This window comes from Acinetobacter sp. ANC_7654 (genome assembly GCF_056779855.1).
Map to the genome: position 1 here is coordinate 117543 of NZ_JBWYIR010000010.1, position 16423 is coordinate 133965.

General features: G+C 38.8%; 17 protein-coding genes. 2 read left to right on the forward strand and 15 right to left on the reverse strand.

All coding sequences use genetic code 11. From position 1 onward, the window contains the following. Positions 1-24: 24 nt before the first annotated feature. The 3 genes from sugE to rpe all read right to left on the reverse strand — a co-directional run bounded on the left by sugE (position 25) and on the right by rpe (position 2015). The gene (sugE, locus tag AC1M86_RS11725; protein ID WP_180000188.1) at positions 25-342 is read right to left on the reverse strand and encodes a quaternary ammonium compound efflux SMR transporter SugE; all 318 of its coding nucleotides are present in this window, start codon (positions 340-342) and stop codon (positions 25-27) included. A gap of 54 nt (positions 343-396) precedes the next feature. Continuing rightward, complete coding sequence (locus AC1M86_RS11730) at positions 397-714, reverse strand: DMT family transporter (RefSeq protein WP_092768625.1); 318 nt, start codon at positions 712-714, stop codon at positions 397-399. 614 nt (positions 715-1328) lie between these two features. Further along, positions 1329-2015: a ribulose-phosphate 3-epimerase gene (gene rpe, locus AC1M86_RS11735; protein ID WP_180000186.1), complete on the reverse strand. Its 687-nt coding sequence runs from the start codon at positions 2013-2015 to the stop codon at positions 1329-1331. A gap of 229 nt (positions 2016-2244) precedes the next feature. Between rpe and AC1M86_RS11740 the strand changes: the two genes are divergently transcribed. Continuing rightward, positions 2245-2535, forward strand: coding sequence for a DUF2218 domain-containing protein (locus AC1M86_RS11740; protein ID WP_481588036.1), 291 nt, complete (start codon positions 2245-2247; stop codon positions 2533-2535). A gap of 29 nt (positions 2536-2564) precedes the next feature. On the opposite strand, the gene AC1M86_RS11745 is transcribed toward AC1M86_RS11740, so the two are convergent. The 9 genes from AC1M86_RS11745 to AC1M86_RS11785 all read right to left on the reverse strand — a co-directional run bounded on the left by AC1M86_RS11745 (position 2565) and on the right by AC1M86_RS11785 (position 10853). Beyond that, positions 2565-3590: a M48 family metallopeptidase gene (locus tag AC1M86_RS11745; protein ID WP_481608031.1), complete on the reverse strand. Its 1026-nt coding sequence runs from the start codon at positions 3588-3590 to the stop codon at positions 2565-2567. Positions 3591-3601: 11 nt separating this feature from the next. Then, on the reverse strand, positions 3602-4612 hold the full coding sequence (locus tag AC1M86_RS11750; protein WP_257219954.1) for a YjgN family protein: 1011 nt from the start codon (positions 4610-4612) through the stop codon (positions 3602-3604). 219 nt (positions 4613-4831) lie between these two features. Next, complete coding sequence (gene fghA, locus AC1M86_RS11755; RefSeq protein WP_481594037.1) at positions 4832-5668, reverse strand: S-formylglutathione hydrolase; 837 nt, start codon at positions 5666-5668, stop codon at positions 4832-4834. A 32-nt stretch (positions 5669-5700) separates the two neighbouring features. Continuing rightward, positions 5701-7125 carry a C13 family peptidase gene (locus AC1M86_RS11760; protein ID WP_481608032.1) on the reverse strand — a complete coding sequence of 475 codons (1425 nt, stop codon included), beginning with the start codon at positions 7123-7125 and terminating at the stop codon, positions 5701-5703. Between the two features lie 118 nt (positions 7126-7243). Then, positions 7244-8062, reverse strand: coding sequence for a class I SAM-dependent methyltransferase (locus AC1M86_RS11765; RefSeq protein ID WP_481608033.1), 819 nt, complete (start codon positions 8060-8062; stop codon positions 7244-7246). Beyond that, the gene (locus AC1M86_RS11770) at positions 8056-8880 is read right to left on the reverse strand and encodes an undecaprenyl-diphosphate phosphatase (protein ID WP_481592376.1); all 825 of its coding nucleotides are present in this window, start codon (positions 8878-8880) and stop codon (positions 8056-8058) included. Before AC1M86_RS11770 ends, AC1M86_RS11765 begins: the two co-directional genes overlap by 7 nt. A 12-nt stretch (positions 8881-8892) precedes the next feature. Further along, a complete protein-coding gene (tsaB, locus tag AC1M86_RS11775) occupies positions 8893-9558 on the reverse strand; it encodes a tRNA (adenosine(37)-N6)-threonylcarbamoyltransferase complex dimerization subunit type 1 TsaB (protein WP_481592375.1) in 666 nt (221 codons plus the stop codon). 122 nt (positions 9559-9680) lie between these two features. Continuing rightward, positions 9681-10211 carry a gamma carbonic anhydrase family protein gene (locus AC1M86_RS11780; protein ID WP_481598046.1) on the reverse strand — a complete coding sequence of 177 codons (531 nt, stop codon included), beginning with the start codon at positions 10209-10211 and terminating at the stop codon, positions 9681-9683. Between the two features lie 27 nt (positions 10212-10238). Next, positions 10239-10853 carry a CoA pyrophosphatase gene (locus tag AC1M86_RS11785; protein WP_035268255.1) on the reverse strand — a complete coding sequence of 205 codons (615 nt, stop codon included), beginning with the start codon at positions 10851-10853 and terminating at the stop codon, positions 10239-10241. A 130-nt stretch (positions 10854-10983) separates the two neighbouring features. Here AC1M86_RS11785 and AC1M86_RS11790 point away from each other — a divergent pair, with 130 nt between their 5' ends. Beyond that, positions 10984-11532 (forward strand): NUDIX hydrolase, encoded by a 549-nt coding sequence (locus AC1M86_RS11790; protein ID WP_035268253.1) that lies wholly within the window; start codon positions 10984-10986, stop codon positions 11530-11532. A 35-nt stretch (positions 11533-11567) separates the two neighbouring features. Here AC1M86_RS11790 and filF read toward each other — a convergent pair whose 3' ends face one another. Genes filF through filD form a run of 3 tightly spaced genes read right to left on the reverse strand, consistent with a single transcriptional unit; the run spans position 11568 to position 16411 of the window. Then, the gene (gene filF / locus AC1M86_RS11795) at positions 11568-13475 is read right to left on the reverse strand and encodes a putative pilus system protein FilF (RefSeq protein ID WP_481608034.1); all 1908 of its coding nucleotides are present in this window, start codon (positions 13473-13475) and stop codon (positions 11568-11570) included. A 12-nt stretch (positions 13476-13487) separates the two neighbouring features. Continuing rightward, positions 13488-14744, reverse strand: coding sequence for a putative pilus assembly protein FilE (filE, locus tag AC1M86_RS11800; protein ID WP_481608035.1), 1257 nt, complete (start codon positions 14742-14744; stop codon positions 13488-13490). Beyond that, complete coding sequence (gene filD, locus AC1M86_RS11805; protein ID WP_180028732.1) at positions 14744-16411, reverse strand: putative pilus system OmpP1/FadL family transporter FilD; 1668 nt, start codon at positions 16409-16411, stop codon at positions 14744-14746. Before filD ends, filE begins: the two co-directional genes overlap by 1 nt. Between the last annotated feature and the right edge of the window lie 12 nt (positions 16412-16423).

Below are 16423 nucleotides of genomic sequence, written 5' to 3' on the forward strand. Positions count from 1 at the left end.
TCGCCTGAAAGTTGAATCATCTAACTATGTTGATGATAACTTCATCAAGACCAAACCCGAAATAATCAATACTGCAGCGATCATTCTCATTGCATTTGCAGGTTCTCCAAGAATAAAAATCCCAACCACAAATGAACCTACAGCGCCTATGCCTGTCCATACGGTATAAGCTGTCCCGAGTGGCAAAGTTTTCATCGCATGGGAAAGTAAAGCAAAACTTGCGATCATGAAAACGATCGTCAAAATACTGGGTGTCAATTTGGTGAATCCATCTGAAACTTTCATAAAATAGGCCCAGACCACTTCCAACAACCCTGCAACAATCAAGACTAACCAAGCCAAAATAAACCCTCTCTCAATTAAAAAAAGCAGCGTATGGATACGCTGCCTTAAATCTTACGCTGATGCTAATTTCATCATGACTAAACCTGAAATAATCAGAATAGCCGCAATCATCCGCATTGCTGTCGCAGGCTCACCCAGAATAAAAATGCCGACTAAAAAAGACCCTACTGCACCAATCCCCGTCCAAATCGTATAGGCAGTTCCCAGAGGTAATGTTTTCATGGCATGTGCCAACAACCCAAAACTGAGAACCATAAAAAATAGAGTAATTGCAGTGGGTGTGAATTTAGTAAATCCTTCAGACATTTTCATACTATATGCCCAAACGATCTCAAATAAACCCGCGAGAATAAGAATAAACCAAGCCATGATGCCTGCTCCCAATTAAAATAATTTAAGAGTCAGGCCGTCCTGACGATTTTTCTCATAGAAATGAGGGAGGTCGTTCCTCCAAATGATGGTTGAATTATATCAACACACGCACAAAATAGGCGCAATTTTACAATTTTTGACCCAAAATACACCTACAAAAAATAGGTCATTATTGGACTAGCTTTTCTAGATTATTTCTGCATTTTTAGGCTATTGCATTGCGAAGGCGATCGCTATTGTCAGATGGAAGACTAAATCCGCACCAAATTAGAATACTTCACTGCACTATAGAAAATCACTGGTCTAGGATGTTTAAATTTAAATTGATTTTTTATCTCGCTCTTTTAAGACTTATTCACGAAGATAAGCCAAATAATGAGCAACGAAAATTTCTCCCCCAAACAATTCAACAGAAAGGATAAGAAGATCCATTTTTTGTAAAAAAGGACTCAAATGAGTCCTTTTTATACATTTATTGTCTAATAAACAAACCATTGAACTAAATATGATTATAATCTAATCAAATTATCCAGACTGTTATCAACACAGATATCCACCAAGTTATCCATAAACTTATCCACAGATGTGTGTAGTGTTATACATGTTTCGGATCAAACGTTAATTGAACCTACTTTCGCCAACTCTGCACGCATTTCATCAATTACAGCTTTATAATCTGGCTTTCCGAAAATGGCAGAACCAGCCACAAACATATCAGCACCAGCTTCAGCGATTTCACGAATATTTGCTGGACCAACACCACCATCAACTTCTAAGCGAATATCTTTACCAGATGCATCAATAATTTTGCGTGCTTCACGAAGCTTATCTAGCGTCATTGGGATAAATTTTTGTCCACCGAAGCCAGGGTTGACGCTCATTAATAAGACTTGATCCACTTTATCCAGTACATAATCAAGGTAATGTAAAGGCGTTGCAGGGTTAAAAACTAAACCTGCTTTAGCACCACCAGCTTTAATCAGCTGCAATGAACGGTCGATATGGTCTGATGCTTCTGGATGAAAAGTGATGATATCTGCACCCGCTTCTAAGAAATCTCCGATCATACGATCGACTGGTTTCACCATAAGATGAACGTCAATTGGGGCCTGAATACCATATTTTTTAAGTGCCTTACATACACCAGCACCAAAAGTTAAATTTGGTACATAATGATTGTCCATTACATCGAAATGGACCACATCTGCACCTGCTTCAAGTACGTTTTCGACTTCTTCACCTAAGCGAGCGAAATCAGCAGATAAAATCGATGGAGCAATTAAGAATGGCTTGGACATGTCAGGACCTGGCGGGAAATTAGAATTCAAAAGTTGATTATAGCAAAACTTCGTTTATTCATTCCTTCGAAATTACTGCTATTTAAATTTCAACTCAAAATGCAAATCGTTGATAAAAAAATCTTCAAGGACGGAATATGACTTATGCAAAGCTATGTTGCATATTCGGAACAACCTTATGGTGAGATGAATGTTAAGATACAATAAATTTCAAGCATTACGGTAAATAATGAAAACAACCACAACGATAGACAGCTCCGAAGCATTACGTATCGCTAAACGATTAAGCAATCATTGGAAACATAAATTTGATGTCGCCAATACCGATGACCAATATCAAATTTTTATGCCAAAAGTGACAGTTGAATTATCAATACAACCTGATCAACTTCATGTCAGTATTGTGAATAAAGAAGAAATATCTTTAGAAGAATTAATACGACTAGAAAATGTCGTGCTTGATCATATCAATCGCATGGTTCAAGCTGACTATCAAGTAATATGGTCTAGAGAAAGTTAAAGAAAAACCGACATAAAGTCGGCTTTTCATTATTGTTGCTGTTTAAATTCAGTAACACGGCGAATTCGTTCTTCAGTGGCAGGATGACTTGCAAAGAGATCAAGAATTTTTGATTGATCTTCGTCTTCTCCCATATCATCACTCATACGTTTTAAAAAGTTTGCAAAATGCACTGTATCCATTTCATGTTTATGCATGAGTTCTAGCGCATACTGATCTGATTCTAACTCAAACTTCCGTGAATATCCTGCACCAATCATGGCAACTGGCAAAGTCGCAATTAAATCCGATCCATCACCAGTGATAGCAATATAAAGTACGCTGAATCCTAGGCTCGAAAGACCTTGTTGTAAGCTGTGACGTTTTAATAAATGTGCTTGTTCATGTGCCAAAACGCCGATAATTTCCTGATCATTCTTGGCGAGCTTCACTAATTCATCAGTGAGATAAATTGTATTGTTTGGCAATGCGAGCGCATTGGCTCCAAGCGAGACACCTTCCCTAAATTTCAACTGAGCGGGACGACCCTCAGCAACATATTTCAGATAATCCGCAAGAATCTGATCCTGTCTTTGCTGTGATAACTGGGAAGGTTTAGTGTATTCGGCTAAATAAACTTCTGCCTGACCACCCAAACGATTCAACGTATTTTCTGGCAGCTGGAAAGCAACAATATGAGATGCCGTCGGTATTCCCCATTTAATGACGGAGAAACCAAGTGCGACCACGAAAATAACACTAAAAATAATCAACGATGGTGTACGTTCAAGTTTCCATACTTTTTGATGAAAATTTTTATGCTCAACAGGCAACCATTCAGGAAGCTGACGCTCATGAAATTCAATTCTAGCGTCATGTGTTAACTCTAATGCTGGATTACGTCGACCAATTTTACCAAGCAATACCATTTCATCTGCATGATAGTAGACTGTTTTCACTTCGCCTTTATCTGTATAACTGACAGCGATACTGTCTTGATTAACAGGGCGAATCTGTGCTGTAAAAGGCTTAGAAAGAACACCATCATAATATGTCACTGTGAGAGGTTGATTCATTGAATTAACTCCTAAAGTGAAATATCAATATCAAAAATATCACTAATTTCTTCCGCGATGGCACTATGATCACTTTGCGCAATATTCATCATCAGGTTTGGATCATCATTTAATTCTAAGCTCATCGATTCAACTTGGTATCGATAAATGCGAATAGCAGCCCATGCTGACAATAATCCTAAACTTAAGATTCTAGCGATCCAATTACTCGCAACAATCCATGCATAGCGCCATTGATTACAACTGGTCTTAAACTGACTGCTGTTGAGTGTTGTGCTATTCCACGTAGTAATAAAAATTCGTGCCTGTATTAACGGACCAATAAACAACATTCCAATCGCATAAACGGCAAAGATCATCATCAGCATCATATCCATTCCATGACCACTGAGTATTGATAATGTCGAACCACCAAATCCGATGAGCATAAGAATCAATACAAAGAGAATCATGGGAACATATACTGCTCGCATATAACTAGGCCAGTCATTGTTTAATTGAAATTTGAGTTGTCCAACGTACAAATGATTAAGCGTATATTTTTTATAAATCCAAATTGCGACAGGGCTAAATATACCTAATGTAAAAATGGTGATAGCAAGCGCAATTAAAAATTGTTTATAGGCTTCTTTATTCGTGCCAGAAAAATAAAAACGGCTGTTCCCAAATTTACTGTTGCGCGCATTAAATCGAATTGTGGCTCGTACCAACCATGGAAGAGCAATATAAATAATCAGTCCACCAAATGCTGCTATCGTCATATCCATATATGAGGCAATCGCAAATATTGCCCAAATGCCAATGGCTATCAGTCGACCAATCAAAATTTTAGTCGGTAAACCAGTAAAATCAAAAAAGCGATGAAAAAATTCGGTATTGTTATAAAAATATCTTAAACGACGTACTTTCGCCCATGGCGCATATAGGCTCAATGTCGCAATCGTCAATAAAATATTGACGATCCATATGCCAAAGTACTCCATCGCATTGCCATGAAATTTAAATTTAAATACTTTCCCCATATAAATCGGTCGATTTTCATCTGCATCAGATAATGGAAATGGATCGTTGATCAATGGTAAGGGTGCTTGTTCAGCGGAGTGTTCTGATGAATTCATTATTATTTTCTCTGATTATAAAAAATGACATCCCGAGAGATGTCATCATTCAACATGGTTTAAATGTGATATCGCACACATTATAACGAACTTAAGTATGAATATCTTAAAATTCAAATGAGATTAATTTTGCAATTGTAAAGCATGGAATTGCAGATGATCATCAATAAAACTTTGGATAAAGAAGTATCCATGATCATAACCCTCATGCTCCCGCAATGTGAGTTTTTGACCTACGGTTTTACATGATTCAGCAAATAGTGCTGGATTAAGTTGAGCATAAAACTGATCTGCAACCCCCTGATCAATTAAAACTTCGTGATATAGAGCACCCTTTGCTTTCACGAGTTCATTCGCATCATGTGCTTTCCATAACTCACGTTCTTCTCCGAGGTAAGCTGAAAATGCCTTTTCACCCCATGGACAAATTGATGGCGCACAAATCGGTGCAAATGCTGAGACTGACTTAAATAAGTCTGGATACTTCCAAGCAAGCGTGAGTGCACCGTGTCCTCCCATGCTGTGACCAAAAATACCAATCCCCTCATCCTGTACAGGAAACGATGTAAGAACTAGAGAATACAGCTCCTGTATAAGATACGACTCCATCTGATAATGCTCAGCCCAAGGTGCTTGAGTTGCGTTTAAATAGAATCCAGCCCCTTGCCCTATATCCCAAGAATCCCCGACCGCCACGTCGTCACCACGAGGTGATGTATCTGGAGCAATCAATATAATTCCCAATTGTGCAGCTAAACGTTGTGCGTGTGCTTTGATGACAAAAGTTTCTTCAGTACAAGTCAAACCTGCAAGATAGTACAACGCAATACATTTTTGACCTTCGAGTGCCTGTGAAGGTAAAAATACAGAAAATTTAGTGGGATTTTTCAAAAACTTTGAATTGATCTGATAAACTCTTTGTTCACCATCAAAACATTTATTCTTTTGAACCAATTCCATTGCACTGCCTCACACATTTAATTTTTAAAACATCATCGCATATTCGTAAACTGAGCACTATCACTCTGGTGTTCACTACTTACGGTTGATAATCCAACCTGAGGAAATAATCTCTTTTCAAGTTGCGGCAACATAATTTCCATATTCTTACCAATGACCCATTGTGGCTCTGATGGCATAAACCCTTGTGCATTTTCCCAATGCGCAATATTGACTGATGCATCTTCAAAGGCTTCACGTAAGCTATTTTTTTCACGCATCGCTAAATCAAAGAAAGCACGTCCAAAATAAGTCGAGTCTGCATCATTTGAACAACCAAAAGACTCTCGATCTGCTGCAGCTGCAGTAATGACTAATGTATCTGGCGATTGCAACGCTGGAATAAAACTACCAGAGAAACATGATGAAATCACAATGACTCTCCATCTGATCCCTGATTTATCAAGCGTTTGGCGCAACCATTTTGGATCTATGTCTTCCAAATCAATTGGCGTATTTTCCATTTGAAATTGGTTACTCAATCCATGGGAAGTCATATAAAGAAACAGGACATCACTTTCACGATTCATCTGAGCGCCAATACGTTGCAATGCCAAATCAATACTGGTCTTTGACGCAATTGGATATTCTTCGCGAGTTGCAGGATTATTAATTAACGCAATTGAACGACCAAAGGTTCCGAAACGCGTATCAAATTGATCTTTAAATCTTTGAATTTCCAATTTGAATACATCTTGATAACTTGTACCAGCTACGCCCATAAAATACCAATGCGAGTTCGCGAACTCTCCAAATTGGATCTGTTCAAGCGCCTGATTTAATAATCTGCTTTGCGCGTAAAATGATTGTTCTGAAATACTTGGAGGCGCCTCATCTACCTTCCAAATTGGTTGACTTTGTGACGAAATCTGCCACACAAAAAGTGTAAAAAACGTGGCGATCATGATGAGCAGTCGCTCCCACCAAGGCCATTTTAATTCACGCGAAAAAACCCAAACAACAGCTAAACTTTGCCAAACAAACAATAAAGAAAATATGTGCTGCAAATGATCAACAAGGAAATTAGGTTGATAGTCAAAGTTATTAAAATAATATTGGATAAGACACTGAATCAAAACAATATGTGTGTCTAGTACTAACCAAAGTAATGCTGGCACTAACATCAAACGTGGATTATTAGTACGCTGTGAAAGGAAAATCCCAACAATTAAAGCAATAAATGGCCAGAGCGCATAACTCACTAATCCTTGAGAATTAAATTCTCCAGCACCATTCGATAACAACCAGCTAAATAAAGAGCTCGCTGAACCTCCAAGAATTCCCCAAAAAATAAGTTGAAGAATTGATGGCCTTACAATCTGTAGTGATTTCCTTGAACCTAAAAATAACCAAATCCCTGCAAGCTGGTTACTTTTTAAATCATGCCAAAAGTTAATTGAAGGTTTAAGGTCTATCATAAGATTACTGTGTAGGTGCTTGGATCAGCTTTTTTAAGTTTATGCTCGGTTAAATAATTATCAATGCTACTTTTAACTATATAACAATTTTTCGATTATTTTTGAGTCATTTACCAAACTACTCAGAAACAATCGTTTGAAAATAGGCATCAAAGCGACATGCATCACCTAACCATTGATGATCAGGTTTTTGCGCATTGAGATAAACAGCATGTCTTGGTCGCTTTACAATAACTCGCTTAGCAACGCTTTGAGCCAATGCCAACAATTCTTCACCTAAATCCATCTCTCCATCTTCAGGCAACAGAAGATGTAACAGCTGCATTTGTTTTTTCACTTGCGCTTGTTTTTTAATGGCATTTTGATTCTGATCGCGCTGTGGAAACATTGGATCTAAATACACTACATCGGCATCGACGAGTTGGTTTGCACATTGCTTAAGATAATCAGCAGAATCTGAGTAAACCAGCTGAATACGCGCAACAATACTCTTTAAAAATGGGTCAAGACTCGCTTGTTGATGAGTAGATTCTAACAAAGTATATAAAATTGGATGTCGTTCAACTAATGTGACATTTGCCCCTAAATGTGCCATCAGTAAACTGTCATGCCCAAGCCCTGCGGTGGCATCAATGAGCTGGGGTTTTTCAGATAACTGGCATGCCCTCGCAATCATTTCAGATTTCAAGCTAGCACGTTTTAAGCGACCGACTTCGGCTTTCCAATCAGGTTGCATACGCATGCCCTGTGCGCACAGCCACAACCCATCTTGATCAACACAAAGCGCAAGTTCAGGATGATGTCTGAAAAATCGAGCATTCAATTTTTCAACCTCTTCGATTGTTGACTGCACCCCACGAGAAGAAAGCACAGCATTAAAATGCTGTGCTTTCTCAAGAAAATCTCGTTCAGCAAATAAGCGTATTTCGCTTACCATAATTTCCAACCTGTAAATGCAAAGAGAAGGATCACTAAACCTGAAGCAATTCGATACCAAGCAAAAATCATAAAATCACGTTTTGCGACATAGGCAACCAAAGCTCGAATGAGTAATAAAGCTGAGACAAATGAAACAATCAACCCAGTTGTCAACACTGCCCAATCTTCAGCAGTCTGGAACACATCATAGCTTTGATATAAATCTAATAATCCAGCACCAATAATGACTGGAATTCCAAGAAAGAATGAAAATTCGGTCGCTGCTTTGCGGGAAACGCCTAAAAACATTGCCCCGATGATCGTAGCACCAGAACGTGACGTACCTGGGATCAAAGAGAGCACTTGAATTAAACCAATCCAAATTGCATCTTTATAACTGAGCTCTTCAACTTCTTTGACACGTATTCTTGGGGGATTTTTTTCTACCCAAATGATAATTAAACCACCCACAATCAGGCCAATTGCAATCGCGTAGTTATTAAATAATAGCTCTTTTACTGTTTGCCCAAAGGTCAAACCTATTGTAACAATTGGGATTGAAGCCAAGATTAAACCAAATCCGAGTCTTCTACCTTGTGCTTCGCCAGTGACCATACCCGTTGCAGCACCCCATAAGCGCGACCAATATTCATAAATAACCGCTGCGATTGCCCCCATTTGAATGGCAATCACAAAGACATCACTTTTTTCCTTGGTCCAGAAATTCATGAGTTCAGCGGCTAAAATTAAATGGCCTGTACTAGAAATGGGTAAAAACTCAGTAATACCTTCAACGATACCCATAATTGCCGCTTTAAGCAGCAGTAAAAGATCCATAGAAATTCCTAATTATGCTTTGCCTTGTTCTGGAATTTTTTTCCACGCATTGTCACGTAAATAAACGGGTAGTGCGAGATCGGCACTGAGCCATTGTTCTTTTAAAGCATGTTCACGTGCAATCGTCGCTATATCCTCAGCAGTTGCTTGGACATGTGAATAATCATTTAATTCGGGATGAATACATTTTGTTCCTGAACCAATCATTTGAAACTTTTGATAGGCTGCAGCATTTTCATAATTTAATAATTGCTCTTCATCCACCAACTGCATTAAACCTTGAGCATTTAACTGAAAACTTGCAATGTAGACCTCACTCATTCTTGCATCAAGTACAGCCGTAACTTCTGTCAGTTGATACATTCGATAAGCAGCCTGTGCCAGAGCTTGAAGGGATGAAACAGGAATCACAGGCACGTCATGTGACCATGCAAGCGCCTGAGTGACTGCTGCATTAATACGCACACCGCTGAATGAGCCAGGACCACGACTAAAAGCGATCGCATCCAAATCTGAAACGTGTACTTCAGCTTGCTGAAAAGCTGCTTCAATCATTGGGAGGATAGATTGGGTCTGCGCTTTTGCACGATCATCTAGTTGATAAAAAAGTACTTGATTCTCATCAATTAACGAAACTGAGCACTGCTCATTGGCAGTTTCTAATGCAAGCAATTTCATGCATGCCCCTATAAATCGTTAAAAATGGTGCTAATCATACTCCACTCGAATTATTCCTGCGAGAGCAGATCTGTTCAGATTTAGTGATTATTGAACGCTCGTATCAATGTCAACACTTATATTTAAAATTCAAATTTTTCAAGCTGAGTGAAATTTTTGAAATGATGCGCATAATGCATCGCACTCATTTTGAGTTTAGCTTCTGCAAACTCATCTAATGTTTTAATTACTTTGCCAGGAGAGCCCATCACCAATGAATTATCTGGGATGATTTTACCTTCTGGAATCAACGCATTCGCGCCAATAATGCAATTTTTACCGATTACAGCATTATTTAATACGACGGCGTTGATACCAATCAAACTATTATCTCCAATCGTACAACCATGTAACATTGCTTGATGACCAATGGTGACATATTGCCCAACATTCAATTCAATGCCCGGATCAGTGTGTAAGACGGCATTTTCTTGAATATTACTGAAATCACCAATACGAATTTTGCAGTTATCCCCGCGTATTACCGCACCAAACCAAACACTCACCTCTTGTCCAAGTTCAACATCGCCAATCACAGTGGCATTTTCTGCAATCCATCCATTCCATGGTTGAATCGTCGTTGAAGGGGTTTTGTCTTGAAATTTGTACATCATATACAGCAATCCTATGCATTTAATATTTTAATGTTGTTTGAAAATTGAAGATTTAAAACTTGGGGAATTGAGCAAAAAGGGCCAGTTTTTTTTATAATTTAAGCCATACTGAAACAACGAAATCAGGATCCTTGCTGTAAGACCCCATATCACCTCATTCTCAACTCTTAAACTTGGAAAATAGATTGATTGCTTAGCCAATCGAACTTCATAAGGTGTTGGGCGAGCATCCATCATTTCGCGGATTGAAGCAAAAAAAATACGATCGATTTCTGTAGGTTGTGGGACAAGCTTCACATTAGGCGGTATCAATCCAACCACAGGTTTTACTAAAACACCCGCTTTCGAGCGCTCTGAAGGCAGATCACCTAGCAACTTTACATCGAACGGATTCAAAGCCGTTTCTTCCCACGCTTCTCGGAGTGCAACAACAATATTACTGGTGTCGTTCGGATCTCTTTTTCCTCCTGGGAATGACACTTCACCCGCATGATTATTCATATAAATAGAGCGACGCGTCAGCAGAATTTTAGGATCATCTTCATTGGTGATTGCAAGTAATACTGCAGCATCAGCTTTTTGAATGCGTTTAGAAAACCTAAGGTGTTGTTGCAGTTGCAATGTTAATGAATGATCCATCATCTTGAATAGCTCGATCTCTCTTTTTTATTCTCATCCCATCATATATGAAATTTTGTGCATAAGGCTATAAATGATGCGAAAGTTATTTTTTTGGGGTATGCTGAATCATCTCATTTTTACTTGACAGCATATGCCTTTTTGCACGGCCTGTGGGCAACCGACGACCGAACAGATTCCTTTAGGTGATCATAAAGTACGCCAAGTCTGTACGCATTGTAAGACCATTCACTATGTGAATCCGAAGGTCATTTGTGGAGCCTTAGCGATTTGGGAAGATAAAGTACTCTTATGTCGTAGAGCGATTGAACCGCGCTATGGTCTTTGGACGCTACCAGCAGGATATATGGAACTCTTCGAGACAATGGAGCAAGGTGCAGCTCGTGAAACTCGTGAAGAGGCTGAAGCTGAAGTGGAAATTGAGCAATTGTACTGTATGTACAATATCCCTCGTATTGGTCAAATTTACGTATTATTTAAATCTCACCTTGTTGAAGGTAAATTTGGAGCTGGTGAAGAAACCATCGAAAGTCGTTTATTTGAAGAACACGAGATTCCATGGGATAGTTTAGCTTTCCCAAGTGTTGAACGAACGCTTCGTCATTATTTTGAAGACCGAAAATCGAATCATTTTCCTACACACTTAGAGACCTTAGGTACTCGACTTGATCAAACAGGTTAAAAAAAACTCCATCTCATAAGATGGAGTTTTTTTGGTTAAGCTTTTCGACCTATTTGATAACAAGGTGTTAAAGCAATTTCAATTGTTCCTGTTCTAAGCTTTGCTAGATTAAGTTGTTCAGTCGTTGGTTTATTCTCTGGAATCGAATTGTACGTGTGTTGGTATGTCGCATGCGTATTCACCCATTCAGCTGCGGCTGTAGAGCCCTTAGTATCCCAACTCGTGATATTAATACCCGCTCTTATGTCATTATTTACGATTAAGTTTTGTAAATTTAAACGTACACCTCCAGATGACACAAGTTCACTATTAGAATCGACTCCAAAGTCTGGTCTGTTATTTAGTCCAGCTCTGACCCCATTTAGGTTCCCAAAAATTGGATTCGCTAGAATCATACGTATTGTCAGAGATTTATCATTTGCAGTTGAATATGTTGTGCCTGTCGTACCAACAATGAATTGTTGAACATCCAATTCATCTGTCATGGTTGAAGTATTCTTAATGCTTGGACAAGTGGTAGATTTTAAACTCGATGCAGTACGATTGGTTCGTATATCTCCATTTTCATCAATGACAATACTCACTGTTTGTGATGGAATCGTTTTATCATTAAAGTTAAACACTAAATCTGCGTATAATGGGAAAATAATTTGATCCCCAACTTCAACATTTTTACGTGTTTTGAACACTTTACGATCTAAATAGCTCACTGGACTGTATTTTAGAATATCAAGCTTACCTGTATAGCGCTCAGAATTGACATCTTGACGCCACTCCCCATATACCTCAGTGCTTGTAGGTGTATCCTTGCTGTCTAAGAAGCCTTGATAAGCATACTGATTACCAGGAATAATGGATTGACCAAACAGAGTTCCTTTATAGATTTCTAATTTGTCATTTGAAGATTCAATACTTTTAAAAACTAAAGGTTTTTGTATTTTTTGTGAGATATTATTCAACCAATCTTTTGAATTAGAAACGACATCTAATTTTTCAGGTGGTACTTGATTGATTAATAATACTCGTGCTAACTCTTCTGAAGTATTACTACCCGTAACAATTGGTTTCCCTCTCCACTGTGAGAGATAACCACTCGCATAACCTTCGCGCGTAGTAATTACGCTCATATCAGCAATTGCTTGATTATTGTTTAGGCTTGAGCCGTGAAACCCTGCGAAATTAGTATTTTGTCCAATAAAGAGTAAGTGATTGGCCTGATAAATACCCACACTTCTCATTCTTATGATCTGTTGTGCTACTTTTTCCGCATCATCAATTGATACCTTATCGACATCTAACCATGGTTTCAGGATCTGAACATAACTGCCATTTTTGAACTCATTGGCCGTTATATTTTGGCTGATCACTTGAAGCCCATCCAAATTGTCTTTTGAAAGCACAACTTGCTGTATATCACCAGGCACATTACTGATTTGATCTACACCTAATGTTTGCAAAATTCGTGTAATTCCGACCATTGCGTTATAGGTAGGATCGGACATATTAAAATTTTCAATTGGCTTACCAGTTAGCCCTTGAGCCATATCTTGCACACCAATCTGAATATAAACATCGCTCATTTTCTTAGGCACAATTGAACCTAAATCGACCGTCCCTAACTCAATTTTTCGAGCACTGGCTTCACCCTGAATATAAAATGTAACTTTGTCTCCCACTTTGCATGAACCAATCGCAACATTAGGATCGAGTTCAGTTCGATAGTGATTCAATTTGTCAGTACTACAATCGAACTTTAGTCCCTCTACAGGATAGTCCAAGACAAATCCCAGACAATTAGCATCATTTGAGGTTAAACAACCATTAGAGGTTGTAACGGAACCACGGTTAGGATCTTCATTTATTTTAGCACTCTCTCCACCACATCCAGTCAATGCTAAAAAAAGCGTGGAAAACGTGAATGGGATAATATTAGACTTTTTCATTCTAGTTCTCTTTTATTTGATGGCCTTGAGCTTTAGCTGACCAGTATTCACGAGTTTTTGATTTTGAATATCAATTGATTCGACTAAAGGGGTGAGTAATAAATATCGTGTTTGAGGTGGTTTTTTTAATATACCTTCGAGTGCAGAGTATGTCGTGACGTTGGCTTGAGTATCTGTACTTTTAAAACCAGTCGCTCCCTCTAAAATGCAACCTTGCTGATCCAAAAATACTGCAATCGGCCAATAAAAAGTTGGGTTATTTTGAGATGAAGCAAATGATTGAATTTGAATCTGATCAATTGATTCATCTAACTCCACCACCTCGTAAGCAAAACGTTCTTTCAATGGCGCAACTGGCCATAAACCAATTTCATCTTGAGCACCCTTCAAACGCTTAGCTTTCTGAATTTTTTTATCTTTAAAACATGTATGTTCCAAAGATTCCGCAAGATCTTTTGCTTCAATACGCATATACGTACTCGATAAAGCCATTGCTTCTTTCGCTGTAGGCTCTGTCGGCTGTAGGAACTGAGATAAAACGGCTTTGGTAATCCCTTTTTGTCGCTCAATTGTTTCAAAACGAGCTGCACCTACACCCTGCGTATCAGGAACTACATAAAACCGTTTTCTTCCTTCCAGATTAAACTCACGATCTTCAAGATATTCATGATCAATGTATTCAACACCATCAATCAGAGTTACAGGACTTCCTGTTTCAGCTTTCAGTGAACCACCTGCTTTTTTGCTATCTGAAATCTGCTCAACACGTTGAACGCTTTCTTTAGAATTTTGATCGTGTGTAGATTTATTTTTTGTTAATGACTGCTCATGTTTCGTATTGACTTTAGTCTGTGCAAGATCAATTTTCGTCATTTGATCTTGAGTCTTTTTTTCAACACTCACTGTTGATTGTTCAACATTGTCATTTTGACTGCGCCCAACTGATTTGCTCGCTGTAGGAGCTTTAATACTCGGCTGAGCGATTTCAACCTGTATTTTTTTAGGCTCATCTGCTGGTTTGTTTTGAATGATTTTTGGCTGAACATTTTCTCTTTGAATTGATTTTCGATTTTTAATAGATTCGTTTTTTTGAGCACTAGATGCAGCTCTTTCGATGACAATCGGTCTACCATCTGGACCTATAATTGTGTAAAAGTCTTGGGCATTCAATGTAGGACATATTAAAAAAGAACCTGCGCATAAGACACAACCGAGAGACTGGCTTACTCTTGTCTTTATTTGTTTAAATTGCTCAAGATTTAAGTCCATTACCATCTCGTTCTATAATTTATACCTAAAATCGTAACTTTGGTATTCGTCGATACATTTAAGCCAGCATATGGATTAAGTAATAAATTATCCACGGCGTCTAGATTGGCTAGGCTACTTGATCCCGCTGGAATTCTATCGCGGCTCCGAAGGAACCCGACTGATAAATCAATATCTGTATCTTCATCAAAACGGTAACCAATACCCAATCCAAACAATTGTGCATTATTGATCGGTACCATTGTATTCCGCTTTCCATCTGGGATCGCACTTGTTCTAGGTTCATAACCAGCACGGAATTTCAAACGGTCATTGGCAGAATATTCAACGCCAACGCCCCAACTCCATGGAGATTGAAAACCTAGAGGCAGAGATAAAGATGAGTCTGTTACATCATTAGATAACAGTTTTGCAATTTTCAGAGCAGAAATTTGACGATCGAACTCAAATTTAAACTTATCCCAAGCCGCATAGTCAGTCCATCCCACATCGAAATTTACCTGTAAGTCCGGGAATACTTTGTACTTAATCCCTGCTTGGAAATGTGCTGGATATTCTAAATCCATAGACATTAGACCAGTTTCAATCGCAGGTACATAGTTCGGAAAACCAAGTATGGTTGCCAAAACTTGCCCCGTAGGTGAGGAGTTTAGTCCTTTGATTAATTCTCGGGATGCGTTTCCATTTTCTACAATATATTTACCCTTTAAGCGCATTTTAGCACCGCTTTGGTAAACCAGCCCCAAACCAAACTCTTCAGTGGGTTCCCACAAGACACCTAAGTTGTAGCTTGGAGATAAACTCTGCTCCAGTTCAACATTGATCTTTCCAAAGGTTGAAAATGGATTCATGCCCTCATTGGTATTACATAAGCCGAATAGCAAAATATTCGTGACAATATTGTCATTTCCTCCACGGAAAGGGGCACAGACAGACTCATCCACCATCCTAAGAAGACCTATCATTTCATTTGGAAATCGCAAATCTGTTTTCATGGCAATGGCTTGATAAGACATTCCCACTGAAGCACCAATCGAAAGTTCATCATTTACTTGATAAGCAATCGATGGCGATAAATATGTAATACGCTCCATGGCAACTTGCTGCCCCATGAAGTTACCCGGATTACCATCTTCTGCACCGAAACCTGCAACCAGAGGTGCATAAACTGCAGTAGCGAAAGTAAACTTAGATCCTGGTGGATTGTAGGAGATCCCTCCAGTTGGAGCTGCTACTGGCCATCCTTCTCCTAAATCCACCATTTTTTTCAATACAGGAATATATAAGGATGCGTACTCGACATCACCTCTCACAGAATCCTTAAAATCAGTACAGAGGTTTGATGGATTATCAAGCGCATCATTACAGATTAATGGATCATCAGAATATCCAAAGACGTCATAACCTGATGGCGCGGAAAATTCACGCTGAATATCAAAATTAGCAACTAAGCCTTGAACGTCGGTTTGTAACCCTTTGAGTTTGGTTAAACCCGCAGGGTTAAAGTGAATTGCACTAATCCCGGGTGGATCTGCAGTGACAGCATTACCCATTGATAATGAGCGTACATCTACAGATAAATTCTGCCCAAGGTGTGCAAAGACTTGCGTACTACATCCACTCAGAACAATTGCTGTAACTAAAGGATGCAAACGGAATTGACTCATTTCCGAACTCCT

Coding starts and splice junctions, on each gene's coding strand:
- AC1M86_RS11730 (WP_092768625.1), bottom strand. CDS start 714: ATGGCTTGGTTTATTCTTATTCTCGCGGGTTTATTTGAGATCGTTTGG.
- rpe (WP_180000186.1), bottom strand. CDS start 2,015: ATGTCCAAGCCATTCTTAATTGCTCCATCGATTTTATCTGCTGATTTC.
- AC1M86_RS11740 (WP_481588036.1), top strand. CDS start 2,245: ATGAAAACAACCACAACGATAGACAGCTCCGAAGCATTACGTATCGCT.
- AC1M86_RS11745 (WP_481608031.1), bottom strand. CDS start 3,590: ATGAATCAACCTCTCACAGTGACATATTATGATGGTGTTCTTTCTAAG.
- AC1M86_RS11750 (WP_257219954.1), bottom strand. CDS start 4,612: ATGGGGAAAGTATTTAAATTTAAATTTCATGGCAATGCGATGGAGTAC.
- fghA (WP_481594037.1), bottom strand. CDS start 5,668: ATGGAATTGGTTCAAAAGAATAAATGTTTTGATGGTGAACAAAGAGTT.
- AC1M86_RS11760 (WP_481608032.1), bottom strand. CDS start 7,125: ATGATAGACCTTAAACCTTCAATTAACTTTTGGCATGATTTAAAAAGT.
- AC1M86_RS11765 (WP_481608033.1), bottom strand. CDS start 8,062: ATGGTAAGCGAAATACGCTTATTTGCTGAACGAGATTTTCTTGAGAAA.
- AC1M86_RS11770 (WP_481592376.1), bottom strand. CDS start 8,880: ATGGATCTTTTACTGCTGCTTAAAGCGGCAATTATGGGTATCGTTGAA.
- tsaB (WP_481592375.1), bottom strand. CDS start 9,558: ATGAAATTGCTTGCATTAGAAACTGCCAATGAGCAGTGCTCAGTTTCG.
- AC1M86_RS11780 (WP_481598046.1), bottom strand. CDS start 10,211: ATGATGTACAAATTTCAAGACAAAACCCCTTCAACGACGATTCAACCA.
- AC1M86_RS11785 (WP_035268255.1), bottom strand. CDS start 10,853: ATGATGGATCATTCATTAACATTGCAACTGCAACAACACCTTAGGTTT.
- AC1M86_RS11790 (WP_035268253.1), top strand. CDS start 10,984: ATGCCTTTTTGCACGGCCTGTGGGCAACCGACGACCGAACAGATTCCT.
- filF (WP_481608034.1), bottom strand. CDS start 13,475: ATGAAAAAGTCTAATATTATCCCATTCACGTTTTCCACGCTTTTTTTA.
- filE (WP_481608035.1), bottom strand. CDS start 14,744: ATGGACTTAAATCTTGAGCAATTTAAACAAATAAAGACAAGAGTAAGC.
- filD (WP_180028732.1), bottom strand. CDS start 16,411: ATGAGTCAATTCCGTTTGCATCCTTTAGTTACAGCAATTGTTCTGAGT.